Annotated in this window: 17 protein-coding genes; 9 read left to right on the top strand and 8 right to left on the bottom strand. The window is 72.2% G+C overall.

Annotated elements, in window-relative coordinates; translation table 11 throughout:
- Positions 1-99 precede the first annotated feature (99 nt).
- The 3 genes from OG866_RS40940 to OG866_RS40930 all read left to right on the top strand — a co-directional run bounded on the left by OG866_RS40940 (position 100) and on the right by OG866_RS40930 (position 6,357).
- Complete coding sequence (locus tag OG866_RS40940; protein ID WP_329342718.1) at positions 100-2,598, top strand: SpoIIE family protein phosphatase; 2,499 nt, start codon at positions 100-102, stop codon at positions 2,596-2,598.
- A 129-nt stretch (positions 2,599-2,727) separates the two neighbouring features.
- The gene (locus OG866_RS40935; RefSeq protein WP_329342716.1) at positions 2,728-5,403 is read left to right on the top strand and encodes a SpoIIE family protein phosphatase; all 2,676 of its coding nucleotides are present in this window, start codon (positions 2,728-2,730) and stop codon (positions 5,401-5,403) included.
- A 135-nt stretch (positions 5,404-5,538) separates the two neighbouring features.
- Entirely contained in the window at positions 5,539-6,357 is an 819-nt protein-coding gene (locus OG866_RS40930) for a chitosanase (protein ID WP_329342715.1), read from the top strand.
- A gap of 18 nt (positions 6,358-6,375) precedes the next feature.
- On the opposite strand, the gene OG866_RS40925 is transcribed toward OG866_RS40930, so the two are convergent.
- Together OG866_RS40925 and OG866_RS40920 are read right to left on the bottom strand one after the other, a co-directional pair.
- A complete protein-coding gene (locus OG866_RS40925) occupies positions 6,376-7,299 on the bottom strand; it encodes a CU044_5270 family protein (protein WP_329342713.1) in 924 nt (307 codons plus the stop codon).
- On the bottom strand, positions 7,292-7,945 hold the full coding sequence (locus tag OG866_RS40920) for an RNA polymerase sigma factor (protein ID WP_329342710.1): 654 nt from the start codon (positions 7,943-7,945) through the stop codon (positions 7,292-7,294). The genes OG866_RS40925 and OG866_RS40920 overlap by 8 nt, the downstream gene beginning before the upstream one ends.
- A 212-nt stretch (positions 7,946-8,157) precedes the next feature.
- Between OG866_RS40920 and OG866_RS40915 the strand changes: the two genes are divergently transcribed.
- Entirely contained in the window at positions 8,158-9,522 is a 1,365-nt protein-coding gene (locus OG866_RS40915) for an FAD-dependent oxidoreductase (RefSeq protein WP_329342708.1), read from the top strand.
- A 60-nt stretch (positions 9,523-9,582) separates the two neighbouring features.
- Here the strand turns inward: OG866_RS40915 and OG866_RS40910 are convergent, their stop codons facing one another.
- Positions 9,583-10,584: a zinc-dependent alcohol dehydrogenase family protein gene (locus OG866_RS40910; RefSeq protein ID WP_329342706.1), complete on the bottom strand. Its 1,002-nt coding sequence runs from the start codon at positions 10,582-10,584 to the stop codon at positions 9,583-9,585.
- Positions 10,585-10,661: 77 nt separating this feature from the next.
- Positions 10,662-11,294: a GNAT family N-acetyltransferase gene (locus tag OG866_RS40905; RefSeq protein ID WP_329342704.1), complete on the bottom strand. Its 633-nt coding sequence runs from the start codon at positions 11,292-11,294 to the stop codon at positions 10,662-10,664.
- Positions 11,295-11,385: 91 nt separating this feature from the next.
- On the opposite strand from OG866_RS40905, the gene OG866_RS40900 reads away from it, so the two are divergent.
- On the top strand, positions 11,386-12,351 hold the full coding sequence (locus tag OG866_RS40900; RefSeq protein WP_329342703.1) for a DUF1152 domain-containing protein: 966 nt from the start codon (positions 11,386-11,388) through the stop codon (positions 12,349-12,351).
- Positions 12,352-12,446: 95 nt separating this feature from the next.
- Positions 12,447-12,950, top strand: a complete 504-nt coding sequence (locus OG866_RS40895; protein WP_329342701.1) for a lamin tail domain-containing protein — start codon at positions 12,447-12,449, stop codon at positions 12,948-12,950.
- 18 nt (positions 12,951-12,968) lie between these two features.
- Here OG866_RS40895 and OG866_RS40890 read toward each other — a convergent pair whose 3' ends face one another.
- Complete coding sequence (locus tag OG866_RS40890; RefSeq protein ID WP_329342700.1) at positions 12,969-13,970, bottom strand: hypothetical protein; 1,002 nt, start codon at positions 13,968-13,970, stop codon at positions 12,969-12,971.
- The gene (locus OG866_RS40885) at positions 13,967-14,329 is read right to left on the bottom strand and encodes a PadR family transcriptional regulator (protein ID WP_329344528.1); all 363 of its coding nucleotides are present in this window, start codon (positions 14,327-14,329) and stop codon (positions 13,967-13,969) included. The genes OG866_RS40890 and OG866_RS40885 overlap by 4 nt, the downstream gene beginning before the upstream one ends.
- 181 nt (positions 14,330-14,510) lie before the next feature.
- Between OG866_RS40885 and OG866_RS40880 the strand changes: the two genes are divergently transcribed.
- Together OG866_RS40880 and OG866_RS40875 are read left to right on the top strand one after the other, a co-directional pair.
- The gene (locus OG866_RS40880) at positions 14,511-16,898 is read left to right on the top strand and encodes an excinuclease ABC subunit UvrA (RefSeq protein WP_329342699.1); all 2,388 of its coding nucleotides are present in this window, start codon (positions 14,511-14,513) and stop codon (positions 16,896-16,898) included.
- Positions 16,899-16,970: 72 nt separating this feature from the next.
- Positions 16,971-17,303, top strand: coding sequence for an ArsR/SmtB family transcription factor (locus OG866_RS40875; protein ID WP_329342697.1), 333 nt, complete (start codon positions 16,971-16,973; stop codon positions 17,301-17,303).
- Between the two features lie 25 nt (positions 17,304-17,328).
- On the opposite strand, the gene OG866_RS40870 is transcribed toward OG866_RS40875, so the two are convergent.
- Positions 17,329-17,994 carry an SDR family NAD(P)-dependent oxidoreductase gene (locus tag OG866_RS40870; RefSeq protein ID WP_329342696.1) on the bottom strand — a complete coding sequence of 222 codons (666 nt, stop codon included), beginning with the start codon at positions 17,992-17,994 and terminating at the stop codon, positions 17,329-17,331.
- A 301-nt stretch (positions 17,995-18,295) separates the two neighbouring features.
- Here OG866_RS40870 and OG866_RS40865 point away from each other — a divergent pair, with 301 nt between their 5' ends.
- On the top strand, positions 18,296-19,369 hold the full coding sequence (locus OG866_RS40865) for a hypothetical protein (protein WP_329342695.1): 1,074 nt from the start codon (positions 18,296-18,298) through the stop codon (positions 19,367-19,369).
- On the opposite strand, the gene OG866_RS40860 is transcribed toward OG866_RS40865, so the two are convergent.
- Positions 19,362-20,048: a maleylpyruvate isomerase N-terminal domain-containing protein gene (locus tag OG866_RS40860; protein WP_329342694.1), complete on the bottom strand. Its 687-nt coding sequence runs from the start codon at positions 20,046-20,048 to the stop codon at positions 19,362-19,364. The two genes, OG866_RS40865 and OG866_RS40860, sit on opposite strands and share 8 nt — an antisense overlap.
- Between the last annotated feature and the right edge of the window lie 12 nt (positions 20,049-20,060).

The following is a 20,060-nucleotide window of genomic DNA, read 5'->3' as shown; positions in this document are numbered from 1 at the left end:
CACTCTCGTTCCTGGCTGCCGTCCGGGTGCGCCGCACACGTCCCGTGGCGCATTCTTGCTGTGTCGCCCGAGCGGCGGCACAGCGACGAGGCAGGGCCGATGACTGGGAGCGACGAGGACGCGCACGGGACGCCCGGACCGCTGGCCGCACTGCTGATCGACGCCTCGACGGAGGCGATCGGCGCGGCCGGGGGGCACGCCGGCGGCATCTATCTGCGCTCGCACACCCCCGGGGTGCTGCGGCTGGCCGTCCTCGCGGGGCTGCCGGGGCCGCTGTTCCGGCCCTGGTGGCGGCTGCACGCCGACCGGCCGTTCCCCGTCGCCGACGCCTACCGGCTCGGGGTGCATGTGGTGCTGCCGAACGCCACGGAGACGATGCGCCGCTATCCGCAGTTCGCGGCGGGGCTGCCGTTCCAGTTCGGTTCGCTGTACGTGCCGGTCGTGGGCGCCTCGTCGACGTACGGCGTGCTGACCGTGCTGCGGCCCGCGGTGGCCGACGCGGCCGAGGTGCTGTCCGCGCGGGAGCGGCTGACGCGGGTCGCCGAGGAACTGGCCGCACACCTGGAGGCCCACCAGGGACCGGTCGCCTGGGACGGCGAGCCCCTGTGCGTACGGCCGCCGGCCGTGCACCCGTCCGTGGGGCGGCTCGGCCGGTTCGCCTGGGACCCGGCGACCGACGTGGTCACCGCCGACGCGCCGCTGCACGCTCTGCTGGGGGTGGCGCCGACGGAGTTCGCCGGCACCGTCCAGGCACTCGCGGACACGGTGTCCCCGGTAGACGCGCAGCGGGTGCTGGCCGCGCTCCAGGAGACCGCCGCGAACCGGCCGCCTCCGTCGCTGCCGCTGTATGTGCGGGCCCCGGACGGCGGGCTGCGGCTGATGGAGTTCTGGACCCCGGACGCCACGCCCGCCGGGTCCGGCTCGCGGCCCGTGCGCGGGTTCGTCCTCGACCCCGGCCCCTCGGCGGCGGGCGACGCCGCCGCCGACCTGCTGCCGGAGGGTGTGTTCTGCCTGGACCGGCTCGGGCTCGTCGCCTACGCCAATCCGCGCGCCGCCCAGTTGCTGCACCAGCCGCGCGACCTGCTCCTCGGGCGCCCGCTGTGGGACAGCGTGCCCTGGCTGAGCCAGCCCGACTTCGAGGACCATCTGCGCAGCGCCCTGCTGTCTCCGGCCCCGGTGCATCTGCATGTACGGCGGCCTCCCGACCCCGCGCAGGAGTCCTACGAGGGCGACTGGCTGGCGCTGTCGGTCTATCCCGGCCCGGACGTGCTGACCTGCACGGTCCAGCCGAGCAGCCGGATGTCCGACGCGGCCGGGGCGCAAGTGGAGGCCGCGGACGGGGGCGCCGGCGCCGCGGCCGGCGCGTCCTCGCTGGCCCCGCTGTACCGGCCGATCGTCCTCGCCATCGCCCTGACGGAGGCCGTCACCGCCCGCCAGGTCTCCGCGGTGGTCATGCGGGAGCTGCTCCCGGCGTTCGGCGGCCGGCGGTTCGCCCTCTACCTCCTCCAGGACCGGCATCTCTTCCTGGCCTGGGAGTCGGGCTTCCCGCCGGGGTTCCTCGCCCCGTTCGACGGCGTGGGCCTCGACGAGCAGCTGCCCGGCGTCGAGACGCTCACCACCGGCCGGCCGCTCTTCTTCGACTCCATGGAGCAGCTCTCCGCCGCCTACCCCGGCATCTCGCTGGACGCCACGGAGGGTGCCCGCGCCTTCCTGCCGCTGATCGCCTCGGGTCGCCCGGTCGGCTCCTGCATCCTCGGCTTCGACGGGTCGCGCAGCTTCAGCGGCGAGGAGCGCTCGGTGCTGACGGCGCTCGCCGGGCTGATCGCGCACGCCATGGAGAAGGCCCAGCGCTACGAGAGCGAGGCCGCGCTCGCCCGGGGGCTCCAGCAGGCGCTGCTGCCCCGGCGGCTGACGGACCATCCGCTGGTGGAGACCGCCGGGCGCTATCTGCCGGGCACCCAGGGCATGGAGGTCGGCGGCGACTGGTACGACGTCGTCGAGTCGGGGGACGGCCTGGCCCTGGTGATCGGGGACGTCCAGGGACATGGTGTGCAGGCCGCCGCGACCATGGGGCAACTGCGCAGCGCGGTCCGGGCGTTCGCGCTCGGCGACCGGCCGCCCGACGAGGTCATGACCGGCACGAACCATCTCCTCATCGACCTCGATCCCGGCCAGTTCGCGAGCTGCTGCTACATCCGGCTCGACCCGGTCACCGGGCTCGCCCGCGCGGCCCGGGCCGGCCATCCCCCACCCCTGCTGCGCAACGCCGACGGCTCCACCCGCGTCCTCGACCTGGCCGGCGGCGTCGTCCTCGGCGTCGACGCCGGGGCCCGCTACCCGGTCACCGAGTTGCAGATGGAGCCCGGCGCCGTTCTCGCGCTCTACACCGACGGTCTCGTCGAGCGGCCCGGCGTCGACATCGACGACGGCATCAACTCCCTGCGCGTGGCCCTGACCCGGGCCGGCAACCCCTCGACCAGCCTCGCGGGCCTGGCCGACGGCCTCACCACGGCGGCCCAGCACACCGCCGACCGCCCGGACGACATCGCCCTGCTGCTGGCGACGCGGCGCCCGGAGCGACGGCGGCGGCAGCGGTGAGCCGTCGTGGCCGACCCGTCACGCCTGCGGCGTCAGGACCTGCGAGGGCGATGCCGAGGTCTCGTGCAGGACGTGTCACGGTCCGTGACGCCTCTCGCCTCCTGGGGCCGTGCAGTGTAGACATGGCACATGGCCCGACTCTCGCAGCGTGACGCAGGCCGGTCGCGGCGCGGGCGGGTGGAGGCGCGGTCGGCGCTGGGCGGACGCAGTGTCGCCTGGCAGGTGTTCGTGCTCCAGGTCGTGATCGTGCTGCTGCTGGTCGTGGCCGCTGTGGTGGCCCTGGTGCTCCAGGTGCGGCACGACAGCACGACCGAGGCCCGCAACCGCTCGGTCGCCGTCGCCGAGGCCTTCGCCAACGCCCCGGGCACCCGCGAGGCGCTGAGCGCCCCGGATCCCACGGCGGTGCTACAGCCCCGGGCCGAGGCCGCCCGCGAGGCGACCGGCGTGGACTTCATCGTCGTACTCAACACCGACGGGATCCGTTACACGCATCCCAAGCCGGACCGCATCGGCAAGAAGTTCGTCGGCAACCTCGCGCCCGCGCTGGCCGGGCACGTGGTGACCGAGCAGATCGACGGGACGATCGGGCCGCTGGTGCAGGCCGTCGTGCCGGTCAAGGACCCGGACGGCAAGGTCGTCGGAGCGGTGTCGGCCGGGATCACCACGGAACACGTGGGCGGGACGGCGGACCAGCAGCTGCCGCTGCTGATCGCGATGGCGGCCGGCGGCCTCGCGGTGGCCACACTGGGCACGGCCCTGGTCAGCAGACGGTTGCAGCGCCAGACGCACGGTCTGGGTCCGCACGAGATGACCCGCATGTACGAGCATCACGACGCGGTGCTGCACGCCGTGCGCGAGGGTGTGCTCATCGCGGACGGGGAGGGCAGGCTGCTCCTCGCCAACGACGAGGCGCAGCGGCTGCTGCATCTGGCCGCGGACGCCGAGGGGCGGCAGGTCCTCGACCTCGGTCTGCCGCCGGACGTGGCCGATCTGCTGGCCTCCGGGCGGGTCGCGACGGACGAGGTGCACCTGGTCGGCGACCGGCTGCTGGCGGTCAACCAGCGGGCCACCGAGCTGGAGGGCGGCCCGGCGGGCACGGTGGCGACCCTGCGCGACTCCACGGAGCTGCGGGCCCTGTCGGGCCGGGCGGAGGCGGCGCGGGAACGGCTGAACATGCTCTACGACGCCGGGGTGGGCATCGGCACCAGCCTGGACGTGACCCGGACCGCCGAGGAGCTGGCGGAGCTGGCCGTGCCGCGGTTCGCGGACTTCGCCACGGTGGATCTGTTCGACGCGGTGCTCGGCGGCGGGCAGCCGGAGGCGGGGACCGAACTGCGGCGCACGGCGTTCAGCGGGATCCGCAAGGACGCGCCGCTGTATCCGGTGGGCGAGCGGATGCGACTGGTGGCGTCCGCCCCGCAGGCTCGCGCCCTGCGTTCGGGTCAGGCGGTCCTTGAGTCCCTGCTGGCCCAGTCGCCGGGGTGGCGGGCCCAGGATCTGGAACGCACCGCGCAGGTCCTGGAGTTCGGCATCCACTCGCTGATCACCGTGCCGTTGCGGGCCGGGGCCCTGGTCCTCGGCGTGGTCAACTTCTGGCGTTCGCAGAAGCCGGAGCCCTTCGACACCGACGAACTGGCCCTGGCGGAGGAGCTGGTGACCCGGGCGGCGGTCTCCATCGACAACGCCCGCCGCTACACCCGCGAGCACACCATGGCGGTCACGCTCCAGCGCAGCCTGCTGCCGCGCAGTCTGCCCGAGCAGAACGCCCTGGACATCGCCTACCGCTATCTGCCCGCGCAGGCGGGCGTCGGCGGCGACTGGTTCGACGTACTGCCCCTGTCCGGCGCCCGGGTGGCCCTGGTGGTCGGCGACGTCGTCGGTCACGGTCTGCACGCGGCGGCGACGATGGGGCGGCTGCGCACCGCGGTCCACAACTTCTCCGCCCTCGACCTGCCTCCCGAAGAACTGCTGGTGCTGCTGGACGAACTCGTCGGCCGGATCGACCAGGACGAGACCCAGGAGGGCGACAGCGCTCCTGTCACCGGCGCGACCTGCCTGTACGCCGTCTATGACCCTGTGTCCCGGCGCTGCACGGTCGCCCGCGCCGGACATCCGCCGCCCGCGCTGATCCGCCCCGACGGCAGCGTGGAGTTCCCGGACGTGCCCGCCGGTCCTCCGCTGGGTCTGGGCGGTCTGCCGTTCGAGACCGCCGACCTCGAACTCGCCGAGGGCAGCAGGCTGGTGCTCTACACGGACGGGCTGGTCGAGGACCGGGAGCGGGACATCGACGTGGGTCTGGAGCTGCTGGCCGCCGCCCTGGAGCGGGCCGGCGAGTCGCCCGAGGAGACCTGCCAGGTCGTGCTCGACTCCAAGCTCACGGCCCGCCCCAGCGACGACATCGCCCTGATCGTGGCCCGCACCCGCGCGCTCGACCCCGCCCGGGTCGCCGAGTGGCAGGTGCCGTCCGACCCCGCGGCGGTCGGCCGGGTACGCGCCGACGTCACCCGGCAGCTGGCGCGATGGGGCCTGGAGGAGCTGGAGTTCACCACCGAGCTGATGCTGAGCGAGCTCGTGACGAACGCGATCCGCTACGGCGGTGAGCCGATCCGGGTCCGGGTGCTGTACGACCGCACGCTGATCTGCGAGGTCTTCGACAGCAGCAGCACGTCGCCGCATCTGCGCTACGCGGCGATGACGGACGAGGGCGGTCGTGGACTGTTCCTGGTCGCCCAGCTCGCCGAGCGCTGGGGCACCCGGTACACGCCCGAGGGCAAGGTCATCTGGGCGGAGCAGCCGCTGCCGTAGCCGGCGCTCCTCCGGTTCATTGGTACGAACCTTCGACGGGAAGGGTGTTCTTCCCGCGCGTCGTCTGATAGGAAACCTTCCTATCAGTGTCACGTACGGCCATCCCCCCACCCCCCACCTCCCTTTGGAGCCGCCGTGAAGCACCCCGCGCGCACCTCGCGCCGCACCCTCCTCACCCTGATCGGCGCGTCCCTGGCGTCGGCCCCGCTCCTCAACTCCCCCAGTGCCGCGGCCCTTTGTGCCGCGGTCGGACTCGACGACCCGGCGAAGAAGGAGATCGCCATGCAGCTGGTGTCGAGCGCGGAGAACTCCTCGCTCGACTGGAAGGCGCAGTACAAGTACATCGAGGACATCGGCGACGGCCGCGGCTACACCGCGGGCATCATCGGTTTCTGCTCCGGCACCGGCGACATGCTCGACCTCGTCGAGCTGTACACCGACCGCAAGCCCGGCAACGTCCTCGCCCGCTATCTGCCGGCGCTGCGCCAGGTCGACGGCAGCGACTCGCACGCCGGCCTGGACCCGAACTTCCCCGGGGACTGGCGCCGGGCGGCGCAGGACGCGGAGTTCCGGCGGGCCCAGGACGACGAGCGCGACCGCGTGTACTTCAACCCGGCCGTGCGGCAGGGCAAGACCGACGGGCTGCGTGTGCTCGGGCAGTTCGCGTACTACGACGCCATCGTCATGCACGGCGACGGCGGCGACCCGACCAGCTTCCGCAACATACGCAAGCGGGCGCTGAACCGGGCCCGGCCGCCGGCCCAGGGCGGCGACGAGGTCACCTACCTCAACGCCTTCCTGGACGCCCGGGTGTGGGCCATGAAGCAGGAGGAGGCGCACAGCGACACCAGCCGCGTCGACACGGCCCAGCGGGTGTTCCTGCGCAAGGGCAACCTGAACCTCGACCCGCCGCTGGACTGGCAGGTGTACGGGGACAGTTACCACATCGGCTGACCGAGAGCCGGAGGCTGCCTACGGGCGTTGTCCGACGCGGTCGACAACGCCCGACTCCGCCCGGGCACGCAGCTCGTGATACCGGTCGCGCAGCTTCATCCGGCCGTCCACCAGCTCCCCGGTGCCCCCGTCCACGTTCAGCCCGAGGTAGGCGTAGGTCTTCGTGTCGAAGAGGAACGCGAAGTCGAACTCCGGGTAGGAGACCGCGATCCCCTGGCGGCCGAGCGCGTCGACGACCCCGCGGTCGATCCGGATGCCGGGAATCCGCGCGACCGCCTCGAAGGAGGCGGCCTCCAGTCCGGGCGGCATGACGCGCGGCACCACGAAGAACTGGATGGCGTTCACGAACGCCGTCCGGTCGTCCCCGTCCTGGCCCATCCGCAACCGTTCGAGGAGTTCGTCCGGGTCCGTCGGCCACTTCGCCAGGGCGGCGTACTCGGTCGGCGGCCACATCACCTCGTGTTCGCCCAGCGGGGGGTCGTTGTGGACCTTGCCGTACTCCTGGCGCCTGGAGGGCTTGGAGCCGTCCACGGAGGTCCAGCTCTCGTCCGTCCAGGTCTTCGTCCGCCCGTCCTTCACGTAGGTCCGGCTGATGTACGTCTTGGTGTACAGGTACTGGTCGTCGCGCGGGACCGGCATCCCCGCGCCGTCGGCCCGTGTCCGCGCCGCGGCCTTGTGCAGCAGTTCCGCCGCGCTCAGCGTGGCCATCCGCGGGCTGTCGGCGTCCCGTTCGCTCCGGGTGGCGACGACCACCCCGCCGGCGACCGCGGCGGCGGCCGTTCCGGCGACGGCGACGCGCAGCATCAGCCGCCGCGACAGCGCGCCCGGGCGGCCCTCCTGGAGGACGGCGCGCCACAGCCGGGCGCGGGCGGCGAATCGGGCCTCGTCGGTGAGCGGGGCCACGTCGGCCTCCAGTTCACGTACGGCGGTGAGGTCATCCACGTCCGGTCTCCTCTGTCTCCTCGTGCAGGGCTGTGGGATCCGACCCGCCCAGGGCCTCGCGCAGCCTGGTCCGCGCGCGGTGCAGCCGGGAGCGCACGGTGCCCACGGGGATGCCGAGCGCCTCCGCCGCCTCCGCGTAGTCGAGGTCTCCCCACGCGATCACCAGCAGGACGTCCCGGTACCGGGCAGGCAGCTTCGCCAGCGCGCCCGCCAGTTCGGCGCGCGTGCGCTCGGCGCTCACCCGCGCCGCCACCCGGTCCGCGAGCGCCTCACCGCCGTCACCACTTCCTGTCGCGGCGACCCGCGAGAGCGCTCTGAGCCGCCGCGCCTCGGCGCGCCGGTGCTGGCCGACGAGGTTGGAGACGATCCCGTACAGCCACGGGCGGGCGTGCGGGCGCGTCAGGTCGTAGCGGCGGCGCCGCTGGAACGCGACGACGAAGGTCTCGGCCATGAGGTCGTCGGCGGCCTCGGTGCCGAGCCGCCGGGCCACATAGCGGTGGATGTCGTCGGCGTACCGGTGGAAGAGGAGCTCGAAGGCCTCGGGCTCCGCCCAGGACCGCTCGACGACCGAGGCGTCGGAGGGGACGTCGTCGTGGCGGGCGACGGCGGGGCGGTCTCCGACGCACGGATCGCCGGTGGATTTCATGCGGTTCCCTCGAAGTATGGGCATGGTCGACCACTGTTGGCCGATCCCCGCGATCGGGTTCCCGCAGGGTGTGAGAGGGTGCTCGCGCGGCCCGCGCCCGCTCATAAAGTAGCCTTATGAGCCCATAGATCGGACCCGCGTACCGGGTTAGGCTTGCCTTAGCTTAGGCTTCCCGACGAGATCGCTTGTCGCCTCTCGAAGGGAACCTGATCATGCCCCGCCCCCTGCGGGTAGCCATCGTCGGCGCCGGCCCGGCCGGCATCTACGCCGCCGACGCACTGCTCAAGTCCGACGTGGCCACCGAGCCCGGTGTGTCCATCGACATCTTCGAGCGGATGCCCGCCCCGTTCGGGCTGATCCGGTACGGCGTCGCTCCCGACCACCCCCGCATCAAGGGCATCGTCAAGGCCCTCCACCAGGTCCTGGACAAGCCGCAGGTCCGCCTCTTCGGCAACGTGGACTACGGCACCGACGTCCACCTGGACGACCTGCGTGCCTTCTACGACGGCGTGATCTTCTCGACCGGCGCCATGGCCGACCGCGAGCTGCGCATACCCGGCGTCGAGCTCGACGGCTCCTACGGCGCCGCCGACTTCGCGTCCTGGTACGACGGCCACCCCGACGTGCCGCGCACCTGGCCCCTGGAGGCGGAGAAGGTCGCCGTCCTGGGCGTGGGCAACGTGGCGCTCGACATCTCCCGCATCCTCGCCAAGACGGCGGACGAGCTGCTGCCGACCGAGATCCCGCCGAACGTCTACGAGGGCCTCAAGGCGAACAAGGCCGTCGAGATCCACGTCTTCGGCCGCCGTGGCCCGGCGCAGGCGAAGTTCAGCCCGATGGAGCTGCGCGAGCTGGACCACTCCCCCAACATCGAGGTCATCGTCAACCCCGAGGACATCGACTACGACGAGGGCTCGATCGCCGAGCGCCGGGGCAACAAGCAGGTCGACATGGTCGCCAAGACCCTGGAGAACTGGGCGATCCGCGACACCGGCGACCGCCCGCACAAGCTCTTCCTGCACTTCTTCGAGTCGCCGACCGAGATCCTCGGCGAGGACGGCAAGGTCGTCGGCCTGCGCACCGAGCGCACGGAGCTGGACGGCACCGGAAACGTCAAGGGCACCGGCCAGTTCACCGACTGGGACGTCAACGCGGTCTACCGCGCGGTCGGTTACCTCTCCGACAAGCTGCCCAAGCTGCCCTGGGACATCGACTCGGGCACGGTCCCGGACGAGGGCGGCCGGGTCCTCCAGGAGAGCGGCGAGCACCTCCGGTCCACGTACGTCACCGGCTGGATCCGGCGCGGCCCGGTGGGCCTCATCGGCCACACCAAGGGCGACGCCAACGAGACGGTCGCCAATCTGCTGGACGACTACGCGAACGACCGTCTCCAGACGCCGGCTTCGCCCGCTCCCGAGGCCGTGGAGGAGTTCCTCGCCGAGCGCGAGATCCGCTTCACCACCTGGGAGGGCTGGTACAAGCTGGACGCCGCCGAGCAGGCGCTGGGCGAGCCGCAGGGCCGTGAGCGCGTGAAGATCGTCGAGCGTGAGGACATGCTCAAGGCGAGCGGCGCGTAAGCGAGTTGCCGTGGACAGGGCGAAGGGGCCGGGGGTGCACTCCCCGGCCCCTTCGCGCGTTCAGCGGTGCTCGACGGTGACGACGATCTTCCCGACCTGTGCGCCCGCCTCCATGTAGCGGTGTGCCTCGGCGATGTCCTCCAGCGCGAAGGTCCGGTCGACGACGGGCGAGAAGACTCCCGTGCGCAGGCCGGACGCGACGAACGCCTCGGCGCGGCGCAGCCGTTCGGGGTCGCGGGTCGTCTCGTGCAGTGTGTAGGTGCGCATGTTCAGCGCGGGCATGCCCAGCTCGAAGCCCGGGTACGGGGTCGGCCGCCCGCTCAGTGCCCCGTACAGCAGCAGCGTGCCGCCGGGAGCGACAGCCCGGGCCAGGTCGACCACTCCGGGTCCCGCGACGGCGTCGAAGACGAACTCGGCGCCCCGCCCTGCCGTAGCGCCGAGGATCCGCTCGGCGACGTCCTCCTCGTCGGTCACGATCACCTCGGCGGCGCCCGCCTTCCGCAGCGCCTCCGCCTTGGCGCGGGTGCGCGTGGTGGCGACGGGGACCGCGCCGACCCTCCGCGCGACCTGGATCGCGGCCAGGCCGACGCTGCTGGAGGCGGCGGTCAGGACGACCGTGTCCCCGGCCCGCATCCCGCCGACCTCGACGAGTGCGCCGTAGGCCGTCACGTACGGCATCCACACGGCCGCGCCGGCCACGGCGTCGAGCCCTTCGGGGCGGTGCAGCACGGCCCGGGCGGGCACGAGCGCGCGCTCGGCGTAGACGCCGTACTCGTTCATCGAGAACGCGGGCACCACGCTGACCGGCCGGCCGACCGCGAGCCCCCTCACCCGCGGGCCGACGGCCTCGACGACACCCGCGGCCTCGGTGCCGAGCCGGGCGGGGAACTCCTTGACGGGCTCGATGTACTGGCCGCTGCGGAACAGGACTTCGGCCCGGTTGAGGCCGATCGCGTCCACGCGGATGAGCAGTTCGCCGGGCCCGGGTTCGCCCACCGGCGCGTCCTCCAGCCGCAGCACCTCGGGTCCGCCGACCTCATGGAATCGCACGGTCCTGGCCATCTCGTCTCCCCATGTCCGATCCGGCGTTTAGATTTCGATGAATATCGAACTTCGACAGTCATCGTAGTATGCCGGAGCTAGAGCCGCTCGCGTTCCCCCGTCGTACGCCCGAGACAGGCGATCGACCCCGGGTCCGGTACCGGGATCTCACGGAAGCCGAGGCGGTCGTAGAAGGCGCGGGCGGGGACGTTGGCCCTCGCCATCACCAGGTGGACGGCCGGGACCCCGCGCTCGGCGAGGGCCCGCAGCAAGGTCCGCATCAACTCCCGGCCGTAGCCGCGCCCTTGCCACTCCGGGAGCAGGTCGATGTGCAAGTGGGCCGGGTACGGGGCGAGTTCGGGGACGATCATCCGCTCGGGGTCGTGCAGGAGCCGGATCATCAGCTCGTCCGGACTGCCGGGGGCCGCGCCGCCCTCCGGGTAGCGGTCGGCGACGAGCGGGAGCCACTTGGCGCGGAACTCGGCCACGAAGCGGGGGGTGTCGGCGACGCCGAGGATGTATCCGACCGCCCGCCCCTGGCCGTCGTCGAGCACGAAGGCGAGGTCCGGCTCCAACTCGACGTACGGTTGCGCGAAGATCACCGGGAGGATGCCGGGGTCCGCGTAGACCGGCCTGGCGTCCAAGCCGTTGTGTGCGGTGCGGACGCAGATGTCGTCGAGGGCGGCCCGGTCGCCGGGGCGGTACCGGCGGATCACTGCTGGCGAAGTCATCGCAGCATCCTGACCGGTTGGGAGCGCTCCCACAAGTCTGCCACTCCCCCACAGCCGCCATGGACGGAAGATCGCCTGTTAACGTCCTGCGGTGTTCTCCCTCCAAGAGCCCGCCTTCTTCACCCGCCTGCGCGACGCACGGCGGATACTCGTCGCCGGCGCGGGCGGCGGTTTCGACGTCTACGCCGGTCTCCCCCTGGCGCTCGCCCTCCAGGCCGCCGGGAAGGAAGTGCACCTGGCCAACCTGTCGTTCGCGGACCTCCACGGCCTGGACCTGGACGTGTGGCTGGACCAGGACGTCGCCGCCGTCCGCCCCGACACCGCCGCCCGCGGCGACTACTTCCCCGAGCGCACCCTCGCCCGCTGGCTGGACCGGCAGGGCCTGCCCTCGACGGTGTACGCCTTCCCGCTCACCGGGGTGCGCCCGCTGCGGGCCGCCTATCGCACGCTCCTCGACCACCTGGGTCCGGTGGACGCGATCGTGCTGGTGGACGGCGGGACCGACATCCTCCTGCGCGGCGACGAGCACGGCCTGGGCACCCCGGAGGAGGACATGGCGAGCCTGGCGGCGGTGGCCGGGCTGGACGACGTACCCGAACGGCTGGTGGCCTGCCTGGGGTTCGGGGTGGACGCCCATCACGGGGTGAACCACTCCCTGGTCCTGGAGAACCTGGCCGCCCTGGATCGCGAGGGCGGTCATCTGGGCGTGTTCTCGCTCCCCCGCGAGAGCCGGGAGGGTGCCCTGTACCTGGACGCGGTGGCCCACGCCCAGGAGTGCACCCCGGATCATCCGAGCATCGTCAACGGCTCCGTCGCCGCGGCCGTGCGCGGCGACTTCGGGGATGTGCGCTTCACCGAACGCACCCGGGGCAGCGAGCTGTTCATCAATCCGCTGATGACCCTGTACTTCTGCGTGGACGCCGTCGCCCTCGCCGGCCGCAACCTCTATCTCGACCGGCTCGAGAACACCGCGCTGATGCGTCAGATCCACTCCGTCATCGCGGAGTTCCGCGACGAACTGCCCCGGCAGCGGCCTCCGCGCGTCTACCCGCACTGACGTGGTCACATTTCGGGAACCCGGCGGTGATCGCACAAGAAGGTTGTATACGCTCCAGGTTCTTCTTCACTGAACCTTCACAGGGGGGCTTTGTCATGCGTATACGCCTTGCCACCACCACGGCCGCCGCCGCCGCGGCCGCCGGCACGCTCATAGCGCTCACCGCCGTGCCCGCGCAGGCCGCCGAGTACACGTCCGCGCTGAAGATCCGCGGGGTCCAGTACGACGCGCCCGGGAGCGACTCCAACAACTGTTCCACCGGGAACACCAGAGACGAGTATGTGACGATCAAGAACTACTCCTCGACCAAGACCGTGAACCTGAAGGGGTACTGGGTCGAGGACGCGGCCGGGAACTACTTCGAGTTCACCGCGAACCACTACCTCCAGCCGGGCGACTACGTGAAGCTGCGCGGCGGCAACGGCAGCGACTCGGACGCCAAGAACGTCGTGTACCGCGACAACTGCAACTTCATGTGGAACAACGACAAGGACACGATCTACCTGTTCAAGCCCGCCGGCAGCCGGGCCGACGTCCACTCCTACACCAAGAGCGGGTCGGACCCGGACCGCGACGGATACGTCAAGTTCCACAGCTGAGCGCGCGGCGCGGCCCCGTCAGCGGGGGGCGAGGTCGCGCCTGGCCACCACTGCCAGCGCCACCACGAGAAGGGTGAGCGCGCCCGCCTGGGCGAGTGCGCCGACCAGATAGACGGAGGGCAGCGGGAGGCCGAGCCACAGAACCAGCGACGCCGTCCGGACCGCGAGGATCAGCAGGCCCAGCGACGCCAGGGCCAGGGCTCCGCTTCCGGCACCGGATTCCGCGCGCCGGGTGCGCAGCAGCAGCCAGCCGAGGGCCGCGAGGACGAAGCAGGTCGCGGGTGCCCACGCGATGTCGGCCATGGTGGGCAGGAGCGCGACCGAGCCCCCGGTGATCACACAGCAGGCCAGGAAGGCCAGGCCGGGAGTGCCGACGGGCAGTACGGCGGGTGGGGCGTCGCGGTGGTACGCGGCGCACACGGCGAGCGCCGGCAGCCAGGCGAACAGCGCGTTGGCGGTGACGAAGTAGGGCGCGGACAGGGGCCATTCGGTGACCAACGGCTCGATCAGCGGCCACAGCGAGGGCAGCGCGGCCAGCAGCACGGCGGCGCGGGCCAGGCGCCGGCGGTCGTGGACGAGGGCGAAGAACCCGACCGTCCACAGCAGCGGCAGCACCCATCCGGCGATCGCGACGACGGTCGGCAGCGGACCGCTGCCGGTGAAGCCGGTCAGGAAGACATCCCATTCACGGGGGCCGCGGGTGGCCGACCAGGTGACCCGCAGGACCTCGTCGGAGACGATCGCCGCCGCCTGGAGCAGGACGGCGTACAGCGCGAAGTTCCGGACGGCCGAGCCGAGCAGGGCGTAGCGCCGGGGGGCGCCGGCGGTGGCCAGTCGACTGCGCACGGCGAGGGCGGCGATGCTGGCCACCTCGCCGAGGGTGGGCCTGCTCTGGTCCTGGGTCTCCTGGTCGACGTCCCAGAGATAGACCTCGACCATCTCCTCCTCCCGGTCCCGGCGGTAGTAGGCGGGGAGCAGGCGCAGCACGGTGCGGTAGCGCGCTTCGAGCAGGGTCGTCATGCGAGTCCTCCCGCGAGTCCGGGTCCGGTGACGGGCGGGGTGCCGCCGGCCTTGCGGCCCTCGGCGATGCGCTGCTTGGCGGCGCTGGCGCCCGCGGCCATCCGCTCCGCCTCGGCGTCGAGGGCCCGCATGCCCTCGTCGGTGAGGCGGTAGTAGCGCCGGAGCCGGCCCTGCTGCACCTCTTCACGGTCCAGCACGATCAGTGCGTCCGCGGTGAGCCGGTCCAGTACGCCGTACAGCGTGCCGACGCGCAGCTGCACCGCGCCGTCGGACAGGTCCTCGACCTCGCGCAGGATGCCGTAGCCGTGTCGCGGCTCGTCGGCCAGGGCGGTCAGGACGAAGAACGCCGCCTGTGTCATGTTCCTCGATGCCATGAGACTGAATATATCGGCTGCCGATATATTCTGCGAGCCGAACACGCCCGCTCGTCCGGACGATCAGGAATGGAGAAGCGCCGGCCTCGGGTCCGGACCTAGCCTGAGAGCCACGCCGCCTCGGCTCCGCCGAGCGCCCCGGTCCGACGGAGGAGAGACGACACACATGGCCAGGAAGACGGACCCGCAGGCCTCCGCGCCGCACGTCGCCGACAGCCACGATCTGATCCGCGTGCACGGGGCGCGCGAGAACAATCTCAAGGACGTCAGTATCGAGATCCCCAAGCGCCGGCTGACGGTGTTCACCGGGGTGTCCGGTTCCGGCAAGAGCTCGCTCGTCTTCGACACCATCGCCGCCGAGTCGCAGCGTCTGATCAACGAGACGTACAGCGCTTTCGTCCAGGGGTTCATGCCCACGCTCGCGCGGCCCGAGGTGGACGTCCTCGACGGTCTCACGACCGCGATCAGCGTCGACCAGAGCCGGATGGGCGCCGACCCCCGCTCCACCGTCGGCACCGCCACCGACGCCAACGCGATGCTGCGCATCCTGTTCAGCCGGCTCGGCACCCCGCACATCGGTCCGCCGAGCGCGTACTCCTTCAACGTCGCCTCGGTCTCCGCGCAGGGCGGTCTCACCGTCGACCGGGGCAGCGAGAAGACCAGGACCGAGAAGGTCACCTTCAACCGCACCGGCGGCATGTGCGTCCGCTGCGAGGGCCGCGGCACGGTCACCGACATCGACCTCGCCCAGCTCTACGACGACTCCAAGTCCCTGAACGAGGACCCGTTCACCATCCCCACCTACACCGGGGACGGCTGGGTGGTACGGGTCATCAGGGAGTCCGGCTTCTTCGACGCGGACAAGCCGATCCGCAAGTACACCAAGAAGGAGCGGCACGACTTCCTGTACCGCGAGCCCGTCAAGGTGAAGATCAACGGCGTCAACCTCACCTACGAGGGGCTGATCCCCAAGCTCCAGAAGTCGATGCTGTCCAAGGACCCCGAGGCGATGCAGCCGCACATCCGGGCCTTCGTGGAGCGCGCGGTCACCTTCGCCCTCTGTCCCGAGTGCGAGGGCACCCGGCTGACCGAGGGCGCCCGCTCCTCGAAGATCGAGGGGATCAGCATCGCCGACGCCTGCGCGATGGAGATCAGGGACCTGGCCGACTGGGCGCGCGGACTCAAGGAGCCCTCGGTGGCCCCGCTGCTCACCGCGCTCCAGCACACCCTGGACTCCTTCGTCGAGATCGGCCTCGGCTATCTCGCCCTTGACCGGCCCGCCGGCACCCTCTCGGGCGGCGAGGCGCAGCGCGTGAAGATGATCCGCCACCTCGGCTCCTCGCTCACCGACGTCACCTACGTCTTCGACGAGCCGACCGCGGGACTGCACCCGCACGACATCCAGCGCATGAACGACCTGCTGCTACGCCTGCGCGACAAGGGCAACACCGTGCTCGTCGTGGAGCACAAGCCGGAGATGATCGCGATCGCCGACCATGTCGTCGACCTCGGCCCCGGCGCCGGTGTCGCGGGCGGCGCCGTCTGTTACGAGGGCACCCTGGAGGGCCTGCGGGCCTCCGGCACCATCACCGGCCGGCATCTCGACGACCGGGCCACCGTCAAGGAGAGCGTGCGCAGGCCCTCGGGCGCGCTGGAGATCCGGGGCGCGACGGCCAACAACCTCAAGGGCGTCGATGTCGACATCCCGCTCGGGGTGCTCACCGTCATCACCGGCGTCGCCGGCTCCGGCAAGAGCTCGCTGGTGCACGGCTCGGTGCCGCTCGACGCGGGCGTGGTGTCGGTGGACCAGAGCCCGATCAAGGGCTCGCGGCGCAGCAACCCGGCCACCTACACCGGACTGCTCGAACCGATCCGCAAGGCCTTCGCGAAGGTCAACGGCGTCAAGCCGGCGCTGTTCAGCGCCAACTCCGAGGGCGCCTGCCCCACCTGCAACGGCGCGGGCGTCGTCTACACCGACCTCGGGATGATGGCCGGTGTCTCCACCACCTGCGAGGACTGCGACGGCAAGCGGTTCGACGCGTCGGTCCTGGAGTACCGGCTCGGCGGCCGGGACATCAGCGAGGTGCTCGAGATGTCGGTCACCGACGCCGAGGAGTTCTTCGGCTCCGGGGAGGCGCACACCCCGGCCGCGCACAGGATCCTGGAGCGGCTCGTCGACGTCGGCCTCGGCTATCTGACCATCGGCCAGCCGCTGACCACGCTGTCCGGCGGTGAGCGGCAGCGTCTGAAGCTCGCCACGCACATGGGCGACAAGGGCGGCATCTACGTCCTCGACGAGCCGACGACCGGGCTGCACCTCGCCGACGTGGAGCAACTCCTCGGCCTGCTGGACCGGTTGGTCGACGCCGGCAAGTCCGTCATCGTCGTCGAGCACCACCAGGCGGTCATGGCCCACGCCGACTGGATCATCGACCTCGGCCCCGGCGCCGGTCACGACGGTGGTCGCGTGGTCTTCGAGGGCACCCCGGCCGACCTGGTCGCGGCCCGCTCCACCCTCACCGGCGAGCACCTCGCGGACTACGTCGGCGCCTGACCCGGAGCGCCGCCGGCCCGACGGGGCGACCGCCGTACCATGGCGGCACCGCAGTCGCCCCGAGGGAGTCCCATGGCCCGCCCCCGCACCGCCCCACGGACGGTGGAGCACCCCGCCGTGGCGGAGGTGTCGCTCCAGCAGGTGCTGGAGGCGCTGGTGGATCCGGTACGGCGGGCCGTGGTCTCCCAACTCGCGGGCGCCGGTACGGAGATGAGCTGCGGCACGTTCGACGTGGCGGTGTCCCGGTCGACGCTGACCCACCACTTCAACGTGTTGCGGGAGGCCGGTCTGATCCGGCAGTACTACGTCGGCACCACCAAGATGAACGCGCTGCGCGCGGACGAGATGCAGGAGCGCTTTCCGGGACTGCTGTCGGCTCTGGTGGACGCCTCCGCGGCCGGATAGCGAGCCGGGCCGCGGAGGCCGGGGCTCAGGAGTCGAGGTCGTCGGCGAAGTGCCGGAACCCGTGCCGGTCCCGGTGGAGTTGCCACAGGGTGTCCGCCAGGACGGCCGGGTCCTTGCGGGGGTGGCCGGCGACGATCGCGCCGGGGATGACCAGCTGCGCGACATGGATGCCCTCGCCTGCGAGGCTGTCGTGCAGCAGATGGCCGTACGCGCTCTGCGCGGCGAACGCGATCGACGTGCCGGCGCGGTCGGGGTGGGGGACGACGGCGGTGCCGCCGTTGACGAACAGGACGGTGCCGCGGCCGAGTTCGCGCATGCCGGGCAGCACCTGCTGGACGGCGGTGACGGGGCCGTAGACGGAGAACTCGACCGGCCCGGTGAGGTCGGTGTGGGTGGTCTCCAGGACGGGCCGCATGAAGTCGGGCTGCGGGACCGGGCTGTACTGGAGGACCTCGATCGGGCCCAGTGCCGCCCGCGCCTCGTCGAGGGCGGCCGCCAGGGCCTTCGGGTCGCGTACGTCGGCGGTGAAGGCGCGGGCGGTGACGCCCTGGCCGGTCAGACCGGCGGCGAGGGCGGCGGTGCGCTCGAGGTGGCGGGCGACGAGGGCGACGTCGAAACCCTCGCGGCCGAAGCGATGGGCCACGGCGGCGCCCAGTCCGGGGCCCGCCCCGATGATGGCGATGGTGGTCATGGACCCATCCTTCCCCCGCCGGGGCCGAAGCGCGCCATGGCACCCAGGGTCGCCGTGACGCGGACGGCGAACAGGACCCGCCCCGATGCGGATGGTGGGCAGGCCCTGTTCGTGCCGGTCATTGTGCTGGTCCCGCCCGCCGTACGACACGGGTGAAGGGCGCCCTCCGCAAGCGCGTTCCGCACACCCCGGGTGATCCCCGCCGCCGGGCGCGTGTCTCACCTGTCGACCCCGCCCGATCTCCACCCGCCCGCGCCGACGATACTGGGACACGCACGCGCCCCCGCCTCCAGATGGACTCATGCCGATCTCCTCCACCGCCCCGTCGCCCACCTCGACCCCCTCCACCGTGTGGCAGGCCCGTGGCCGCCATGTCGACTCCGCCGCGGCGGACGTCCTGCGCGCCTCCCATTTGCGGCAGCTCAAGGAGGAAGGGGTCATCGACGACTTCCAGGAGCTGCCCGAGGAACGGGTCTTCGAGGCCCGCTGGCGGGTCGAGGGCGAGGTGACCGTGCGGGCCCGGCTGACCCTCACCGACGAGGAGTGGGTGCTGGTCGCGGAGGCGGAACGGCCGTGGAACCTGGCCTGGCCCTCCCCCGTCGGCAAGTTCTGGCCGCTCGGCCCGGAGGCGGAGTGGGACCACGACACGGTCCTCGGTCTGCGCTTCCGGGACGTCAACCGGCTCCCCGAGGACGACCAGGAGATGCGGCGCCTGCTCAAGAGCTGTGCGCGCGAGTCCTGGGCGGTCCATGTCGTCGTCCACGAGGCCATGACCCCGGACGAGCGCGGCCTGCGTCCGCTGGCCGGGCTGCTGCCGCCGGGCCTCGAACACCGCGTGGTGGAGCACCGCGCCGCGCCCCATCAGCTGCGGGCCGTCAACTGGGCACTGAAGGCCCTCGATGTGCAGGTGCCGCGCGGCGGTGCCGTCGTCCTGCCCCCGCTGCCCGACGGCCACGAGGCCGATGAGTTCGCCGTCCGCAGCGTCTTCCTCGACGGGACGCCGCCCACGGAGCTGATCGACGTCCTGACCCGGTTCGCCGCGCTGCCGAGGCCGCTGCCCGGCGACGCCGAGGACGCGGTGACCGCCCTGCGCGAGCGGTGGGGGCTGCTGACCGTCGAGGAGGAGCTCGCCCGCCAGCGTGAGCTCGTCGCGATGTACGCGGAGGCGCTCGACGCCATGACCAAGTCCCGGGATCTGTACCGGGAGGCCGCCGAGCGCGCCAACGAGGCGCTGGCCGCCTACCGCGCGGCGGGCGTCGCCGAGCCGCCCGCCGCGACCGCCGAGCAGCAGCCCGGCTCCCCGCTTCAGCAGCTGACCCGCACCTTCGAACGCCTCAAGCGCAAGCCCTCGAAGGACGGCGACGGCGTCAGCTGAACAACGGGACGCGCTCCGCGTCGGCACCCAGCGACCGGCGTTCGGCTTCCGTGAGGGGCACGCGTCCGGTGGCCGCGCGGGCGTAGTGCTCGTCGCTCCACGGCAGAGGGACGGGGCGGCCGAGGAGCCCGTCGAGGGTGGCGCGTACCGCGGCCAGGCCCGCGGATGACGGTCCTGGAGCGCCGGGGAGCTCCACGACGAGGTCGAGGTGGTGGATCGCGGCCTCGACGGCCAGGGTCGTCATGAGGTCCCCGGCGGTCAGGACGTGGCCCTGGGTGGCGACGAGACGGTCCGGCGCCGTCGCCGTGGCGGCCGTGACCGTCGCCGCAGCGGTCTCCAGGTACAGCTCGCGCAGCTGGCGGAAGTCCAGGAACATGCTGGCGCCCACCCGGATCCAGCGTCGTCCGTTGGCCGCGCCGACGGGGTCGGGCCGCCAGTCCCGCCAGTAGGTGACGGCGTCGCGGTCGGCGGGTCCGGCGGCCGGTGTGTGCAGGGCGACCAGGGCGCGCTGGCAGTCGGCGACGCAGTGGAGGATCAGATCCCGCACCGCCCATCCTGTGCACCCGGTGGACCGCCAGGACTCCTCGTCCCCCAGTGGACGCACGACGTCCGCGAAGGCCGTGTACGCGGCGCTCAGCACGTCGGCTGGTGGCGTGGTGTCGGCTGCTGCGGTGGTCATGGCGCCAGCGTA

Origin of the sequence: Streptomyces sp. NBC_00663, assembly GCF_036226885.1 — a bacterium.
In the GTDB taxonomy this organism is placed as follows: Bacteria; Actinomycetota; Actinomycetes; order Streptomycetales; family Streptomycetaceae; genus Streptomyces.
Note: the sequence above shows the minus strand (reverse complement) of the source record. Positions and strands in the feature narration are given on the sequence as shown.